We start from the raw sequence: 16,307 nt of genomic DNA, 5'->3' as shown, positions 1-16,307 counted from the left end.
ACTTTGCTCACGTGGCCTGTGTGACTTCCCCCTTGTGGGGTTCAGATACGCCCGACGACCTTCCGCGGGGTGATTCGGACAACCACGCGGGGAGCGTCCTGAGCGGCGGCGGGATTGAACTCCGCGTACTTCTTGCCCACGTACTTCACCGAGAGTTCGTCGATCAACTCCTGGCCGCCCTCGCTGGTGAGCTCGGCGGTCCCACGGATCTCGGCGTACGTGTACGGGGCGTCGAACGGCTGCACCAGGACCGTCACCCGGGGGTCGCGACGCAGGTTCTTCTCCTTGCGCCGACCGACGGTCGTCGAGATGAGGACGTCGTCGCCGTCCCGCTTCACCCATACCGGCGACACCTGGGGGCTGCCGTCGGGCTGGATCGTCGCGATGTTCACGAAGACGGGGGAGTCGAGGAGCGTCTTCAGTTCGTCCGAGAGTTCGGCGGTCATGTACGCGGCCTTTCGGGTCGGGTGCGCCGGAGTGGACCCGGGGCGGGGTCAGCGGACGGAAGGGGTCCACCGGGGCGGGTCCTCGTAGGAGTACCCGGGACGGGCGGCACGTCACACCCGTCCAACGTTTCAGCCTGACGAACTACTCACCCGTACGGAACACCAGAGCCGTGGCGACCGCGGCGATCCCTTCGGCACGACCGGTCAGGCCCAGGCCGTCCGTCGTCGTCCCGGAGACGGACACCGGGGCTCCGACCGCGGCGCCCAGTGCCTTCTGTGCCTCCGCTCGGCGCTTGCCGATCTTCGGGCGCACCCCGATCACCTGAATGGCCACGTTGCCGATCTCCAGGCCCTCGGCCCGGACCAGCCGGGCGGCCTCGGCGAGCAGGGTGACGCCCGAGGCGCCGGACCACTCGGGGCGGTCGGTGCCGAAGTGGGCTCCGAGATCGCCGATGCCCGCGGCCGAGAAGAGCGCGTCACACGCGGCATGGGCGGCGACATCGGCGTCGGAGTGACCGGCGAGGCCCGTCTCGCCCTCCCAGAACAGCCCGGCGCACCACAGTTCCCGGCCCGCCTCGAAGGCGTGGACATCGGTGCCGATGCCGACCAGGGGGAGGCTAGAAGCCGTCATTGGCCCTCCTACGGGCGAGCACTGCTTCGGCGAGGACGAGATCGAGGGGACGCGTCACCTTGAACGCCTCCTCGTGGCCGGGCACCACGACCACGGGGGCGCCCAGTCGCTCCACCATGCCGGCGCAGTCCGTGGCGCCGTCGCCGCCGGCCGCGGCCATGGTCCGGTGGGCGTTGACGAGGGTGGCACGGTCGAAACCCTGCGGTGTCTGTACGGCCCGCAGTCGGGCCCGCTCGGGAGTGGCGACGACGGGCTCCGGTCCCGGCGGCAGCCCGGCGGGCGCCGGCTCGACCTCCTTGACCGTGTCGGCGAGCGGTAGCGCCGGCACCACGGCCACAGCGCCGTCGCGTACGGCCTCGATCACGGCGTCGACCGTGTCGACGGGCACGAGCGGGCGGGCCGCGTCATGGACCAGGACGATCTCGATCACGTCGGGGATGGCTTCGAGGCCGAGCCGCACCGACTCCTGACGACTGTCACCGCCGGGGACGACCACGACGTCCGTGCGGTCCGGCAGCGCGATGTCCGCGAGGAGGGTCTTGACCCCCTGCACCTCGTCGGACGGGGCGACGACCACGACGAGGGTGACCGACCGCGAGGCCGCCATGGCGCGTACGGCGTGGACGAGCATCGGTGTGCCGTTGAGCGTACGGAGCGCCTTGGGTGCGCCGGGGCCCAGCCTCACCCCCCGCCCGGCGGCCGGAATCACCGCTGCGGTGCGGGGCGGATGCGATACGTCTGACATCGGTTGCACTCCGGCAGGTTTGTTTCCTCGGCCGACATGGGTATGGCCTCAAGCGTGCCGGGCGCGACGCCTTGACGGACCCTTCCGTGACTACTGGTCTGCGCCAGCCGCCCGGGCCCGGCACACCACAGGGATCAGTGGTGCGGTCCACAGCACCGAAAAGCAGTACCAGCACGACACACGGGCGGGACCACGAAACATGCCGCAGCGCCCGGCGACAGGGCCATGATCAATGGTGATCATGTCATGTCATCGGGCACCGCGGCATTGGTGCGTCACGCGTCAGGACGCGAGGACCTCGTCGAGCAGAGCCTCGGCCTTGTCTTCGTTGGTGTTCTCCGCGAGGGCGAGCTCGCTCACCAGGATCTGGCGAGCCTTGGCGAGCATGCGCTTCTCACCTGCGGAAAGTCCACGCTCACGCTCACGACGCCACAGGTCACGCACTACTTCAGCGACCTTGATGACATCACCGGAGGCAAGCTTCTCCAGATTTGCCTTGTAACGACGGGACCAGTTAGTCGGCTCTTCGGCATACGGTGCGCGGAGCACCTCGAAGACCCGGTCGAGCCCGTCCTGACCGACCACATCGCGTACGCCGACGAACTCCGCATTGTCCGCTGGCACGCGAACAGTCAGGTCACCCTGAGCGACCTTGAGCACCAAGTAGGTCTTGTCCACGCCTTTGATCTGGCGAGTTTCGATGGCCTCGATCAGCGCGGCCCCGTGATGGGGATAGACCACGGTGTCGCCAACCTTGAACGTCATGTGACAGGTACCCCTTCCGTGGCTATCCAGGGTAACACGGATACAGCTTCTTCTGAATGGCGTTTTCGCAGGTCAGGGCATATCTCGGGGCTTGACAACAGCAACAGGAACGTGCTGCGAGCGGCTTCCGGAAGACGGTATTCGCAGGTCGGAGCGGCTGCACGGGCCGAGTGAAACACGTACGTTACCCCCCGTACCGACCCCCCAGACATGACTGAACGTCCCGATATGCCGGGTTCTTCATGGTGAACTTCCCGTACTCCGTTCGGCCGTCGTTCACCCGTTCGGCCTGATGGGCGCGGGAATCCGCAATTGATCACCGGGGCTGTGTCGAAGCTTTCACCTGCACGGTATTCGGAAGGAATGCGGAGCGGGCTCGGGAATTGATCACTGGTGATATGCGAACGCCAAGGGGAACGACAAGAGAAAACCGGCTTCTGGCGGCTTCCTCGGAAGGAGCCGGAAGTCGGCCGTTCCGACCTCCGGTTCATCGCCCGGTTGGTTGTGGCCCCTTCTGGTAGCCGGCCGCCGGTAAGGAGCCGCAACCGACTACCAGAAGGGGCCACAACGCGAAGGGGCGGGTCGGGTGCAGGGCGGAAGCGACGGCTCTGTAATCTGTCGACGAACTGAAGTGGTCTCGGCCGGTATCGCGAACTGTCGCGGTCCCGGCCGGTATTACGCCGGTTCAACCGGCCCGCCCACCGTCGTTCGGCAGGCGGCAGCCCGACCAGTCCGCAGTCCGTACGTCCAAGGAGATGCCGCCGTCGTGAGCCTCCACCACACTCCGTCGGGAGGCCGCACCCGCAGCCTTCGACGCGGTGCCCTCGCCGTGACCGCTGCCGTGCTGTCGACCGCCGCTCTCACCGCTTGCGGCGCGGGCAACAACGCCCAGTCCCTCGGCATCAAGCCGGACACGGCAGGGGTGACGGTCGACACGATCAGTGTCCAGAACGCCAACGTCATCACCCAGCCGAAGGCGGACTCGGAGGGCCCGGCGGCCGTCTCCGCGACGATCTTCAACAACGGTCAGGACGCCCAGACGATCGACTCGATCACCCTGCCGGGTGCCGGTCGCGTGCAGTTGAAGCCCGCGAAGGGCTCCGGCCCCATCACGGTGCCCGCTCAGGGCACGGTGATCATCGGTGGCAAGGGCAATGCCTCCGCTTTCATCGAGAACGGCCGCGATCTGACGAAGAACATCGGCGGCGTCCAGGAGACCGTCTTCCGGTTCAGCGACACCGGTGATGTGAAGCTGAAGGCGTTCGTGATGGCGTCGTCGGGCGACTTCAAGGACTTCGGGCCCACCGCGCCGCCGAAGCCCGCTCCGGAGAAGCCCAAGCCGTCGGAGCCGGCGGGCGAACCGGGTGAGAACCCGGCAGACGCCCAGAACCCAGAAAACACAGAGAACGCGCAGAACGCAGAGAACGCGACCAACACCGAGAACGGTGCGAACGGCGACAACCCGGGGAACGGGTCGGAGCCGGGTGCGGAAGGCCAGCCGGGCTCCGAGGGCGAGCAGAACGAGCAGGCGAACGAGCAGGGCCGGGACAACGAGCAGGGCGACCCGGAGGGCGATTCCTCCGACTCCGCGCACAGCTGACGCCCGGCGTCCGTACCGTTCGTACGTCTGGACAGCAGGGCGGTACGGTCCGGGTTTCGGATCGAGCTCCATCGCTAGCAGAACGCCCCACCGGTTTCGGTGGGGCGTTCTTCGTCAGCCGGTGGGGTCGGCCCTCGGACCGCTTAGGGCTCGAACTTGTAGCCGAGGCCACGGACCGTGACCAGATAGCGCGGGGCGCCCGGGTCCGGTTCGATCTTGGCGCGCAGGCGCTTCACATGGACGTCGAGGGTCTTGGTGTCGCCCACGTAGTCGGCTCCCCACACCCGGTCGATCAACTGCATCCGGGTGAGCACGCGGCCCGCGTTGCGGAGCAGCATCTCCAGCAGGTCGAACTCCTTGAGCGGCAGGTCGACCTTGCCGCCACCGACGGTGACGACGTGGCGGTCCACGTCCATCCGCACGGGGCCGGCCTCCAGCGCGGCGGGGGTGACCTCCTCCGGTTCGCCGCGCCGGCGCAGCACCGCTCGGATGCGCGCCACCAGTTCCCGCGAGGAGAAGGGCTTGGTGACGTAGTCGTCCGCCCCTATCTCCAACCCGACAACCTTGTCGATCTCGCTGTCCTTGGCGGTCACCATGATGACCGGGACATTGGACCGGCCGCGCAGTTGGCGGCAGACCTCGGTGCCGGGCAGGCCGGGGAGCATCAGGTCGAGGAGGACGAGGTCGGCGCCGTTGCGCTCGAATTCGTCCAGCCCTTCGGGGCCCGTGGTCGCCACGGCGACTTCGAAGCCTTCCTTGCGGAGCATGTAGGACAGGGCGTCGCTGAAGGATTCCTCATCCTCGACGACAAGCACTCGGGTCACGGAAGGACCTCCGGGGCAGGGGTTTCGGTGTTCGGATCGGTGTCGTTAGGCCGGTTGTCGTCCTCGGCGGGGCGATCCGTGCCGGTGGCGGGGCGGTCGTCGGGCGTGGTGACGCCTTCGGGCGCTTCCGTACGGGTGGTCGGGGCCTGGCTGCTGGCCTGGCCCTGGCCGGTGGCTGAGCGGTCCCTGGCGGCGCCGGCTTCGGGCAGCCGCAGGGTGAAGGTGGAGCCCTGTCCCTCGGTACTCCAGACGGTGACCTCCCCGCCGTGCGAGGCGGCCACGTGCTTGACGATCGCCAGCCCGAGCCCGGTGCCCCCTGTGGCGCGGGACCGTGCCGGATCGACGCGGTAGAAGCGTTCGAAGATCCGCTCGCGGTCCTTCTCGGGGATGCCGATGCCCTGGTCGGTGACGGCGATCTCGATCAGGTCGGCGCCCATGTCGGAGATCCTGCGTGCGGAGATGCCGACGCGGGTACGGGCGGGTGAGTAGTTGACGGCGTTCTCGACGAGATTGCCCAGTGCCGCGGCGAGCTGGCCGCGATTGCCCCAGATTCGCAGGTCTTCGGCGCCAGCGGCAGCCATGGTGATCTGTTTGGTGGAGGCGGGATGTCGAGAACGGTCGATGGCCTCGGCGACCAGCTCCTCCACCCGTACGGGCTCGGCGTCGTCCAAGGGGTCGTCGTTCTGGACGCGGGAGAGGTCGATGAGTTCCTGTACGAGGTTGGTGAGCCGGGTCGCCTCGATCTGCATCCGTCCGGCGAACCGGGTCACCGCCTCGGGGTCGTCGGAGGCGTCCATGACGGCTTCGGAGAGCAGCGAGAGTGCACCGACGGGGGTTTTGAGCTCGTGGCTGACGTTGGCGACGAAGTCCCTGCGTACGGCATCTATCCTGCGGGCCTCGGTGAGGTCTTCGACCAGCAGGAGGACCAGCCGGGAGCCGAGGGGAGCGACCCGGGCGGAGACGGCGAGGGCCTCGCCCCGACCGGTGCCGCGCCGGGGGAGATCCAGTTCCACCTGGCGTATCTCGCCGTCGCGACGGGTGTCCCTGGCCATCTGGAGCATTGCGTCAACAGTGAGTTTTCCGCCACGGACCAGTCCGAGGGCGTAGGCGGCGGAACTGGCTTTGACGACGGAGTCGCCCTCGTCGAGGACGACGGCGGAGGAGCGCAGCACGGACAGGACCGTGTCGACGCCGGGCGGCAGCACGGCATCGGTGTGCAGCGAGCTACGGGTGGGTCTGCGCTGCTCCCGCTCGCTCCAGCGGAACGCCAGCATCGCGACCACACCGGTCAGGAGACCGGCCATCGCCGCCGCTGCGGCGACCGCCGCGTTCACGTCCATGCATCCAGGTTATGCGTGGTCACGGACATGCTCACAGCCAATCGGGTGGCAGCGGGAACAGTCGTCGCCCAGAGTTCACCGAGGGGATGGGGCCGGTTCATTTGGCCGGGAGGATCTGGACGGGTTTTCCGTGCACCGTGGGAGCGTGGAGGTCCGAGTGCCCCACCCGGACCTCTGTTCATCAGCAGAAAGGGAACCCGATGCGGGACGCGTACCACGAGGAACTTGATTCCATTGGCGAGGGTCTTGTCGAGATGGCCCGACTGGTGGGGTCGGCGATTGGACGCGCCACCACGGCCATGCTCGACGCCGATCTCAAACTGGCCGAAACCGTAATTGCCGCGGATCAGAAGGTCGATGATCTCCAGCACGATCTGGAGGCGCGGGCCATCGCCCTGCTGGCCAGGCAGCAGCCGGTCGCCACGGATCTGCGGATCGTGGTCACCTCGCTGCGGATGAGCGCCGACCTGGAGCGATCCGGTGATCTGGCGCAGCACGTGGCAAAGCTGGCCCGGCTGCGATTCCCCGATTCGGCGGTGCCCCAGGACCTTCAGGCGACCATCCTGGAGATGGGCCAGCTCGCCCAGCGGCTGATGGCGAAGGCCGCCGAGGTGATCATCACCAAGGATGTCGATCTGGCACTCCAGCTGGAGACGGACGATGACGAGATGGATCTGCTGCACCGGACGCTGTTCCAGCACCTGATGGAAGATCGTTGGAAGCACGGGATCGAGACGGCGGTGGATGTAACGCTGTTGGGTCGTTACTACGAGCGCTTCGCCGATCATGCGGTGTCGGTGGCCAAGCGGGTCGTCTATCTGGTCACGGGCGAGCACGCCGACGAGATCCAGCCAATTACCCCGGTGGACGGAAGCTGAGGTTCCCGCGAGCCCTCCCGGAGGAGGGAGGGCTCTGCCGGATCTCCGGGGTGTTGCGCCGGATCGCGGCGCGGCAGTGCGACGGAGGCCCCATGCCTCAACGCGCTGTTGATGCGCCCGCCAGGGCGGGCATGGAATGGCGGAAGGCGAACCCGTCGCCGTACATCTGTACGGCTCGTACGCCCATCAGGAGGAACTCATGATCGATTCCCCCAATTCCCCGATGTCTTCGATATCTCCGATGGCTCCCCCAACGACGACCGCACATGCGCAGAAGTTCTCGACGTATGTGGCGCGACTGGCACTGCTCGGCGCGTGCGGCTGCGGCACGGGGTGCAGTTGCGGCTGCCAGTCCGGCGGCTCGTGCCAGTGCGGCGGCGGCTGCGGCTGACCGACCGCCGATCGGCACCAGTGCAACACGGACGTGCCCCGCCCGGCGCCATCGGGCGGGGCACGTCCCATCGATGGCCACGGCGACCGCCGACGGCGTCCGGCATCGGGCGGTTCCCGTCTAGGGCAGGGCGCTCGGGTCGGTGGTGCGGAACCCCTTGCCCTCCTGCCAGATGACGACGCACCGCTGACTCCTGGCGAGGGCGAGCAGGTCTTGCCGTGGCTCGGACGGGAGCAGGATCGCGCGGTGGGTGTGGGAGACGAACCTGCTGTAGTCCGCGAGTTGGCCGATCGCCATGCGCAGGTTCTCCCGGGTCACACTGCCCTTGGCCTCGACGAGCAGCCCGAGCCCCGGGGAGTAGAGGTCGGTGAACAGGGGGCGGCTCTCTCCGGGCGGCAACAGCCGGTGCCGGTGCGACTGGTGGCCCTTGCCGGTGAGGTAGTCGGCGAACGCCAGGACCAACTGGACCTCCCTGCGCTCGGCTTCGTACGCCTCACGGTTGGGATTGACATAAGTCCTCTCCGTCTCGCTGCGCTCCAGGGGCAGTTCATCGACTTCGTGGGGGCTGCGCACCAACAGCCGCCCCAACCTGGTGGTCGGGGGCTGCGGTGCGGTGTCCACCGGCTTGAGCCGAAAGACGATGACCTTGCGCAGCGGCCCGTCGCCGGTCTCGGGTGCATCCGCCGCGTACCAGGGTGATTCCTGGTCCACGACGAACTCGCCGCGATAGGTGACGGTGCCGCGTGCTCCGCCGAAGACGCGCAGAGCGCGCCCTTCCGCCCGGTGGTTGAGGATGCTGGCATTGCCGGAGATCATCCGCTGGTCCCCGTACTGGCCCTCTCCGCTGTAGTGGAAGAGGCCGTCGGGCATCCAGTCGTCGTAGTAGCCGTGCTTCTCACCGGCCACGGGATCGGTGAAGACGAAGACGTGGGGGCTCTTGGCGGAGGGGCCGATGCCGCCCTGCGTACGACCCCCGTAGATGCTGTGCAGCACTTTGCGCTCGATCTGCTGACCGGGCTCCAACGTCCACTCCGGTACGTTCACGGCCGGCTCGCTCATGGTCCTCCGTCGCTAGACACGCCGACGCCTCGCACGCCGAGCGTGTCCCCATACTGACATGCCACATCTGAATCTGATGCCGAATTTTGGCATCAGATTCAGATGTGCAATGGCCGCATCAGGATTGCTCTTGGGATCTCTGCTGGTCAGGGACCTAGCAGCTTCTGCGCACCGATACTCGGTTGCCCGGCGGCAACAGCCGTGGATGCAATGGCCGATGACACGAGTCCGTCCGTCAAGGCGGGGCTGACAAGTACGACACGAACGACGGGAACGACAGCGCATGAGCACGCACCCCTCGCCACCCTCGCCCTCACCGTCGAGCGGGGTAGCAACGACTGACGGGCCGTCCGTCCGGATCGGCGCACTCGCTCCCCTGACCCGGCCTGGCTGGACCGAAGCGGGTCACCACTTGCTCGCCGGACTCGAACTGGCCGTTCGCGAGGTCAATGAGTCGGGCGGGATCGCCGGGAGGCCACTGGAGCTGGTGGTTCGGGACACCGCGGCTGATCCCCGCAAAGCGGTCGAAGCCGTGGACGAACTGGCTCAACTGGGCGTGGCCGCCCTGGCCGGGGAGTACCACAGCGTCGTCGCTCGCGCCGCCGCCACCAGGGCCGATGCCCTCGGGCTGCCGTTCCTCTGCTCTTCGGCGGTTCTTGACGCGCTCACCGAACGGCCGACGGAACGGATCGCGCGCCTCGCCCCGGAACAGTCCCGCGGCTGGCAGGTCTACGCGGACTTCCTCCTCGGCGCGGGCCACAGCCGCATCGCCGTGGCGGCCCAGCCGAGTGTCTACTGGGAATCCGGGGCCCGCATCCTGCGGGAGCACCTCGCTCCACGCGGTGGCACGGTCGTCGAACTCGACATGAGCGCGCTCGACCCCGCGGCCCTGTGCGACGAACTCGTCGACAGTGGTGCGACCGTCCTCCTGCTGTTGGTCGGCCATCCGGAGCCGGCGGTGTCGATTGTCACGTCCATCCGCCGCGACCGGCGCCTCACCGGGATCACCATCGGTGCTCCGGCCGGGCAACCGGAGTTCACCGAGTGGGCGACCCTGCTGGGTGACGACGGCACCGCGATCCCGTTCCTGCGCTATCTGCCCGAGCGCCTCAGCCCGCTCGGGGCACGGGTGGAGACGGCCCTACGGGAGCAGTTGGCCGGGGCGCCCTCCTTCGTCGCCTTCGAGGGCTACGACACGATCGTCGTCCTCGCCGACCTGTTGCGCTCGCACGGCGTGGACCGGGCGCGTACCGCCGAACCCTGGTCGCGCACCGTCGAACCCTGGTCGCGCATCGGGGTGGAAGGCACGCGCGGGCCCATTCAGTTCTCCCGCACTCCAGGCATCAGCGTGTGGCAATGGGCCAAGGCGCCGATCCAGGTCGTCGACCGGGACCCCGCGGAACCCGATCGCTTTCGGATTCTCCGCACCGGTTGACCTTCCGTAGCGGCCGAGCCGGCACCTGGGCCGCTACAGCTCCGTGGAACGGCTCAGTCCGGGGTGGTCCAGTCGGGAGCGGCTCAGTCCGGAGCGTCGAGGGCTGCCCGAGCGGCGGTCTTGAAGGCGATCACGGACTGACTGACCTGGTGGTGCATCGCGTCGCTGCTGGGGAGGTCGTCCCGGGGCGGAACGCCCCGGGCGGCGCGGAGTTCGGAGACGATGGCGGAGGCTTGCCAGTCAGCGATCGAGCGCATCACCCTGTCGGCCGCCGCCGCCACCTCGGCGGGACCTTCCAACTCGACGATGAGCAGGGCCTGCTCGATGCCGCGGATGAGCTCGCGGAGCCTGTCGGCCGTGCCCGTGGGTATGTCCTGGTCGAGCAGGGACCACTCGCGATAGGAACGTCGCAGCTCGTTGAATTGTGCGACGGAGTCCAGGAAGGCTGCGTAGGCGTCGCGGCGCACTTGGCGCTGCCAGTGGGCGTGTTGGCTCCTCGACTGGTGTCGACCGGTCAGACGAGCGGCCACCACCGCTCCTCCGGCGCCGACGACCGACGCCACGATGCCCGCCACCGCTCCCACCAATGCGATCTCCCCGGCATTCATGGCGACATTGTCCTCCGGGGAGTGGCCGAACACGAGAGAGCTCGCAGTCGAGTGTGTGCCTGCCGGCCGCTGGCACCGTCCCGTCCGACGGCCCGGAACCGCCCCCCGTACGGCAACAAGCCCCCCACCCGCGGAAGATCCACGGACAGGGGGCTTGACCAGTCGGGCTACTACTTCTTGCCCTGGTTCTTGACCGCCTCGATCGCCGCCGCAGCCGCGTCCGGGTCCAGGTAGGTGCCGCCCGGCTTGAGGGGCTTGAAGTCGGCGTCCAGCTCGTAGGCCAGCGGGATGCCCGTCGGGATGTTCAGCCCGGCGATGGCCTCGTCGGAGACGCCGTCGAGGTGCTTGACCAGCGCGCGCAGGGAGTTGCCGTGCGCGGCGACCAGGACGGTACGGCCGGCCAGCAGGTCCGGGACGATGCCGTCGTACCAGTACGGGAGCATCCGGACGACGACGTCCTTCAGGCACTCCGTGCGCGGACGCAGCTCCGGCGGGATGGTCGCGTAGCGCGGGTCGTCGCTCTGGGAGAACTCGGTGCCGTCCTCAAGGGCGGGCGGCGGGGTGTCGTAGGAGCGGCGCCAGAGCATGAACTGCTCCTCGCCGAACTCGGCGAGGGTCTGCGCCTTGTCCTTGCCCTGGAGTGCGCCGTAGTGGCGCTCGTTGAGGCGCCAGGAGCGGTGCACGGGAATCCAGTGCCGGTCGGCGGATTCCAGCGCGAGCTGGGCGGTGCGGATGGCACGCCTCTGGAGGGAGGTGTGCAGCACGTCGGGGAGCAGACCGGCGTCCTTGAGCAGCTCTCCGCCGCGGACCGCCTCCTTCTCGCCCTTCTCGGTGAGATTGACGTCCACCCAGCCGGTGAACAGGTTCTTCGCGTTCCACTCGCTCTCGCCGTGGCGGAGGAGAATCAGCTTGTACGGTGCGTCGGCCATGCCTCCGAGCCTAATGGACGCCCTTCGGCCCTTCGCTTGCGGTCGGCGTCAAGTCACTGGCGGTGGGATGACCCTCTATGTAATGTGCGCAAAACGGAAAGAGCCATTACATGGCCTGATCAAGGCCACTGGGGGGACATATGCCCATCGCCCGGGCACGGCGTGCGATCGAGGAGAGCGTGTCCGGGCTCCCCCGCGAGTTCTGGTGGCTGTGGACCAGCACCCTGGTCAATCGCCTCGGCGCTTTCGTGGCAACCTTCATGACCTTGTACCTCACCCTGGAGCGCGGCTACTCGGCCTCGTACGCGGGGCTGGTGGCCTCGCTCTACGGGCTGGGCGGAGTGGTCTCGTCCATCGGTGCGGGTGTGATGACCGACCGGCTGGGGCGACGCCCCACCCTGCTGATCGCCCAGACCTCGACGGCCGTGTCGGTGGCCGTGCTGGGCTTCGTGCAGCACCCGGTGGCCATCGCCGTCGTCGCGACGGTGGTCGGTGCGGCGACCAATGCCTCCAGGCCCGCCGTGCAGGCGATGATGGCGGACATCGTGGCCCCAAAGGATCGGGTGCGGGCGTTCTCGCTGAATTACTGGGCGATCAACCTGGGCTTCGCGATCTCGGCCGCCGCGGCGGGATTCATCGCCGAGTACAGCTATCTGGTGGGCTTCCTCGGGGAGGCCGTGATGACGCTGGCCTGCGCGATCTTCATCTATGTGAAGCTGCCGGAGTCCCGGCCGGAGCGGACCGGACCGGCGGATGCGGGCTCCTCGGAGCAAGGGGAGCAGGTCAGCCTGGGGACCGTGCTGCGCGACGGCCGCTTCATGGGCATGGTCGGACTGTCGTTCCTGATTTCGTTGATCTTCATGGAGGGCTTCGTCGGACTGCCGTTGGCGATGGGCGCGGCCGGATTCTCAGCCGCGGACTTCGGCCTGGTGATGGCCCTCAACGGCGGGCTCATCGTGGCCCTCCAGATCCCCCTCACCCGCTACATCGAGCACCGTGATCCGCGCCGGCTGCTGATCGTGTCGTCGCTGCTGGCCGGGTACGGCTTCGGGCTGACGGCGTTCGCCGGGTCGATCGCCGCGTACGCACTGACGGTCTGCATCTGGACGCTCGCCGAGATGGTGAACGCGCCGACTCAGACGGGGTTGGTGGTCAGGCTGTCGCCGGTCCACGGGAGGGGCCGCTACCAGGGGATGTACACCCTGTCCTGGGCCGCGGCCTCACTGATCGCGCCGGTGCTCGCCGGTACGGTCATGGACGGCTTGGGGGCCGCGTGGCTGTGGGGGATGTGTGCCGCGCTGGGAACGGTGGCGGGGGTGGGGTACTGGGGTCTAATGCGCAATCTCCCCGCCGCCGGCTTCGAAGGCGCGGAACCGGGACCCACCGCCACCCAGAAGGCGAACGACGGAGTACAGGCGCCCAGCGCGGCCGGCTCCCCTTCCGACTGAACGTTTCCCCGGTGGGCGATCCGACTCGGGACGGTCCGCCGACCGTCACCGTGCTGTCCGCCCACCGTGCCCACGGCGTCTCCCCTCACTCACCACACCCCGAGGGTTTCCGGACGCTTCAGGGCCGGCGCGGAGGAACCGGCGCATGGTGGTCGCCGAGCACGGCGGCCCCGGGCACACCCACGAACGCCCCCGCGCTCGGGGCGGCGCTCTGCTGCGGACCGGAGCCGATGGCGGCCAAGGCACCGACGCCCGACACCAGAAGTGCGGCGAGGAGCGGGGGCAGGATGATGCGTCTGGTCTGGGGCACGAGGCCCTCCCTTTCCGGTGTTGGGTGTGCCGTGCGGCACGGAAGTGCGGGACGCAGTGCGGTGGCGCTGTTCGGTACGGGCTGCGTACCCGTTGACCGGCAACCTAACGAAGCCGAACGGCGGCAGACAGAGTGCGCGGAGCCGCACCCGCGCACGACACGTGCATGAGGAAGCGTCATATCGGTGTGCAGGGGTGCGGTTGGCCTGTGCGGCTCGGGCGACCGGCTGCGTAACCGGACTGACCAGCACCAACACCCCTGTGTCGCACGTCACTTCGAAGCGATCGCCCTCCGGCGTCGAGCGTCCCGCCGAGCGACAGCGCCCCTCACCTACGGATGGTGGGGTCGTCCGTGACCCGGGTGCCCGGGTGCGCCAGGGCGCAGAGGAAGGCCAGGGCGAGGGCGATCGCCATGCCGTAGAAAACCCACTGGTTGGCCTCGGCGAAGTCCACCCGCAGATGTTGGGTCGCCTCCTTCACCAACACCGCGACCCCTCCCTCTCCCGCGGGCCCCCGTTCCTGGGCATGGCCGGTGACCTGTTGGGTCACCTTCTGCGCCGCCTGGCGCGCCAGCGAGGTCGGCACCCCTCGTCCTTCCAGGGTTCCGGTGACCCGCTCGGTCGTGATGTGGGCGAGGACGGTTCCGTACACCGCGAGACCGACCGCCGCGGCATAGTTGCGGACGGTTTGGGTGATGCCGGTGACCTCCCCGTAGGAGGCGTTGATGGAGCGGTTGACCGCGTCGGTGGACGCCGGGGCCAGCAGAAAGCCGATGCCGGCTCCGGCCAGGACCACATAGGGCCATTGGTCGCTGAAGGAGAGGTCCGTGAGCTGCCCGGCCCACAGGGCGAATCCGGCGGCGCCCAGTGCCGTACCGAGCAGCATGGCCGGACGGGCGCCGCGCTTGTCCAGGATGCGTCCGCCGAGCTGGGAGGTGATGGCGAATCCGATGAAGAAGTAGAGGAGGTAGAGCGCGGCTTCATTGGGGGAGGCGTTGAGCGAGACCTGTGCGTACACGGAGGCGAAGAAGAACAAGGGGACGAAGGCCAGCATCGCGAAGAAGAGGACCGCGTTGTCCACGGCGAAGGCACGGTCGCGGAAGACCCGTAGTTGGATCAGCGGATGTTCCGACAGCCGGAGTTCGTAGCGGCAGAAGGCCACCAGGACCAGCAGGCCACCGACGACGCACACCCAGGTGGCCGCCGAGTCCCAGCCCCACTCGGACGCCTGTTGCAGTCCGAGCACGCTCAGCCCCATGCCCAGGGCGACCAGGACGGCACCCGGTACGTCGAGTCGTTCCTTGCGTTCGACGTTGGGGATGCGTGCCAACACGGTCAGCACGATCGCGATCACCGCGACCGGGACGTTGACCCAGAAGATCGCCCGCCAGGTCCAGGTGGTGAGCCAGCCTCCGAGGAGGGGGCCCAGTGCGGTGAGGCCGCCCGAGATCCCGAAGAAGAGGGCCAGTGCCCGGCCGCGGCGCTCCACCGGGAAGACGGCGACGACCACCGCGAGCGCGGCCGGGAACATCAGGGCCGCCCCCATCCCCTGGGTCGCCCGGAAGACGATCATCCATGCCTGGGCGAAATCGCCGGTCGGCACGCAACCGCAGAGGATGGACGAGATCACGAAGACCAGGGTCCCGATGAGCATGATCCTGCGGTGGCCGTAGATGTCGGCCAGACGTCCGCCGAGTGCGAAGAAGGCGGCGAGGGCCAGCAGATAGGCATTGACCACCCAGCGCATACCGGCCGAGGAGAGGCCCAGCTCATGGGTGATGTCCGGGGCCGCGATGGCGACGATCGTCTGGTCGATGAAGGTCATCGCCACGGCGAACATCATGGCGGCGAGGGCGAGCCGCTCGTTGGGTGCGGTTTCCCGGGGCGTGGAGGGACCGCTCGAAGATCTCCCCATTTCTGACTCTCCGGACATTTCACTCATGCGCAGATTCTGCCGTGCAGCCCGTAGTGCCGCACGGAGGAACGAGCGGTGGACGGAGTCGATCGGGGCGATGAGTGATGGTGTCCCACCGCGAAAGAGCTTGCGGACCTCGGCCGGAGCGGGCGCCGAGTAGGGGGCCCGCGGCGGACGGGGAACACACGGCGGGAGGAGCCATCCGATGGACGGGGAGTTCCTCGCGCCCGCCAACGACGGCGTTGCCGGCCACATCGAAGGACAACCCGAGCGATCCCGCCTGTTCGATTTTCGAACGGATTCCGCTCATGCCTCACCCGCAGGTCAAAACCCGCTGGCGGACAGGCCGTCCACGGGCGGATTCAGCGTGCAGAAAGGTTCCGGAAACCGGCTGTATGATCCCACCGCCATCACCGCCAGAGGGGGAATCATGGAGAATTTCGCACCACATGCGCCACACGCGCCCGAGCCGGCTCCGCGCCGAAGACGGAATCCCTGGATGATCGCCAGCATCGTGCTGGCCGCCACCGTGCTCGCGCTCGGCGGCTTCCTCGCCGGGCAGGCGTTCCCGTCGGGCGGCCACCACAGGTCGAAGGTCGACTGCGGCGAACTGCGCGATCTGGCAAAGAAGAAGAAGCGCAAGGCCGAATCGCTGCATTCGGTCGAGGGACAGCGCACGGAATGGCTACAGAACGTGCGTACCCACGCCTATCTCATCAAACAGAACCGCCGCTGCTTCTCGGCCGAGGACCGGGCGGAAGCCCATGCCACGCTGGATCAGTTCCGCGTGGTCTCCTGACGCACGTCCGCTGACTCGCGTGGCTTCTGGCACGCAATGGGGTCCGCGCGAGCGCTCCCCGCGGGCGGAGGGTCAGTGGGAACGCCCCTCGCCCGACTCGGCCGACTCGCCCGTTTCGACTGATCCGGCTGTTTCGGCAGCTCCCGTTGAACCCGTTGAACCCGTTGAGTCGGTCAAGTCCGTCGA

The 16,307-nt window shown here is 68.2% G+C and carries 16 protein-coding genes; 5 read left to right on the top strand and 11 right to left on the bottom strand.

Annotation, left to right across the window (positions count from 1 at the left end):
- Positions 1-41: 41 nt before the first annotated feature.
- The 4 genes from ABZ348_RS26270 to ABZ348_RS26255 form a co-directional block, all read right to left on the bottom strand.
- Positions 42-446 carry a PPOX class F420-dependent oxidoreductase gene (locus ABZ348_RS26270; RefSeq protein WP_358937014.1) on the bottom strand — a complete coding sequence of 135 codons (405 nt, stop codon included), beginning with the start codon at positions 444-446 and terminating at the stop codon, positions 42-44.
- Positions 447-588: 142 nt separating this feature from the next.
- A complete protein-coding gene (gene ispF / locus ABZ348_RS26265) occupies positions 589-1,077 on the bottom strand; it encodes a 2-C-methyl-D-erythritol 2,4-cyclodiphosphate synthase (protein WP_358937012.1) in 489 nt (162 codons plus the stop codon).
- Positions 1,064-1,822, bottom strand: coding sequence for a 2-C-methyl-D-erythritol 4-phosphate cytidylyltransferase (gene ispD, locus ABZ348_RS26260; protein ID WP_358937010.1), 759 nt, complete (start codon positions 1,820-1,822; stop codon positions 1,064-1,066). Before ispD ends, ispF begins: the two co-directional genes overlap by 14 nt.
- Before the next feature lie 282 nt (positions 1,823-2,104).
- Positions 2,105-2,587, bottom strand: coding sequence for a CarD family transcriptional regulator (locus ABZ348_RS26255; protein WP_003953493.1), 483 nt, complete (start codon positions 2,585-2,587; stop codon positions 2,105-2,107).
- 766 nt (positions 2,588-3,353) lie between these two features.
- Between ABZ348_RS26255 and ABZ348_RS26250 the strand changes: the two genes are divergently transcribed.
- Positions 3,354-4,187, top strand: a complete 834-nt coding sequence (locus ABZ348_RS26250; RefSeq protein ID WP_358937008.1) for a DUF461 domain-containing protein — start codon at positions 3,354-3,356, stop codon at positions 4,185-4,187.
- A gap of 143 nt (positions 4,188-4,330) precedes the next feature.
- Here the strand turns inward: ABZ348_RS26250 and ABZ348_RS26245 are convergent, their stop codons facing one another.
- Together ABZ348_RS26245 and ABZ348_RS26240 are read right to left on the bottom strand one after the other, a co-directional pair.
- A complete protein-coding gene (locus tag ABZ348_RS26245; RefSeq protein WP_065961092.1) occupies positions 4,331-5,011 on the bottom strand; it encodes a response regulator transcription factor in 681 nt (226 codons plus the stop codon).
- Positions 5,008-6,351, bottom strand: a complete 1,344-nt coding sequence (locus tag ABZ348_RS26240; protein WP_358937006.1) for an ATP-binding protein — start codon at positions 6,349-6,351, stop codon at positions 5,008-5,010. Before ABZ348_RS26240 ends, ABZ348_RS26245 begins: the two co-directional genes overlap by 4 nt.
- A 200-nt stretch (positions 6,352-6,551) precedes the next feature.
- Between ABZ348_RS26240 and phoU the strand changes: the two genes are divergently transcribed.
- Positions 6,552-7,229, top strand: a complete 678-nt coding sequence (phoU, locus tag ABZ348_RS26235) for a phosphate signaling complex protein PhoU (protein WP_358937004.1) — start codon at positions 6,552-6,554, stop codon at positions 7,227-7,229.
- A gap of 511 nt (positions 7,230-7,740) precedes the next feature.
- On the opposite strand, the gene ABZ348_RS26230 is transcribed toward phoU, so the two are convergent.
- Positions 7,741-8,679 carry a restriction endonuclease gene (locus ABZ348_RS26230; RefSeq protein WP_358937003.1) on the bottom strand — a complete coding sequence of 313 codons (939 nt, stop codon included), beginning with the start codon at positions 8,677-8,679 and terminating at the stop codon, positions 7,741-7,743.
- Positions 8,680-8,962: 283 nt separating this feature from the next.
- Here ABZ348_RS26230 and ABZ348_RS26225 point away from each other — a divergent pair, with 283 nt between their 5' ends.
- The gene (locus ABZ348_RS26225) at positions 8,963-10,114 is read left to right on the top strand and encodes an ABC transporter substrate-binding protein (RefSeq protein ID WP_358937001.1); all 1,152 of its coding nucleotides are present in this window, start codon (positions 8,963-8,965) and stop codon (positions 10,112-10,114) included.
- Positions 10,115-10,197: 83 nt separating this feature from the next.
- Here the strand turns inward: ABZ348_RS26225 and ABZ348_RS26220 are convergent, their stop codons facing one another.
- Both ABZ348_RS26220 and ABZ348_RS26215 read right to left on the bottom strand, forming a co-directional pair.
- A complete protein-coding gene (locus ABZ348_RS26220; protein ID WP_358936999.1) occupies positions 10,198-10,722 on the bottom strand; it encodes a hypothetical protein in 525 nt (174 codons plus the stop codon).
- A 170-nt stretch (positions 10,723-10,892) separates the two neighbouring features.
- Positions 10,893-11,651, bottom strand: coding sequence for a phosphoglyceromutase (locus ABZ348_RS26215; RefSeq protein ID WP_358936997.1), 759 nt, complete (start codon positions 11,649-11,651; stop codon positions 10,893-10,895).
- 140 nt (positions 11,652-11,791) lie between these two features.
- On the opposite strand from ABZ348_RS26215, the gene ABZ348_RS26210 reads away from it, so the two are divergent.
- A complete protein-coding gene (locus tag ABZ348_RS26210; RefSeq protein ID WP_358936995.1) occupies positions 11,792-13,099 on the top strand; it encodes an MFS transporter in 1,308 nt (435 codons plus the stop codon).
- Positions 13,100-13,217: 118 nt separating this feature from the next.
- On the opposite strand, the gene ABZ348_RS26205 is transcribed toward ABZ348_RS26210, so the two are convergent.
- Together ABZ348_RS26205 and ABZ348_RS26200 are read right to left on the bottom strand one after the other, a co-directional pair.
- The gene (locus tag ABZ348_RS26205) at positions 13,218-13,409 is read right to left on the bottom strand and encodes a hypothetical protein (RefSeq protein ID WP_358936993.1); all 192 of its coding nucleotides are present in this window, start codon (positions 13,407-13,409) and stop codon (positions 13,218-13,220) included.
- A 326-nt stretch (positions 13,410-13,735) separates the two neighbouring features.
- The gene (locus ABZ348_RS26200) at positions 13,736-15,322 is read right to left on the bottom strand and encodes an MFS transporter (RefSeq protein ID WP_358937084.1); all 1,587 of its coding nucleotides are present in this window, start codon (positions 15,320-15,322) and stop codon (positions 13,736-13,738) included.
- Between the two features lie 205 nt (positions 15,323-15,527).
- On the opposite strand from ABZ348_RS26200, the gene ABZ348_RS26195 reads away from it, so the two are divergent.
- Positions 15,528-16,121: a hypothetical protein gene (locus ABZ348_RS26195; RefSeq protein WP_358936991.1), complete on the top strand. Its 594-nt coding sequence runs from the start codon at positions 15,528-15,530 to the stop codon at positions 16,119-16,121.
- Positions 16,122-16,307 lie beyond the last annotated feature (186 nt).

The organism is Streptomyces sp. NPDC005963 (assembly GCF_040638655.1).
Taxonomy (GTDB): domain Bacteria; phylum Actinomycetota; class Actinomycetes; order Streptomycetales; family Streptomycetaceae; genus Streptomyces.
Note: the sequence above shows the minus strand (reverse complement) of the source record. Positions and strands in the feature narration are given on the sequence as shown.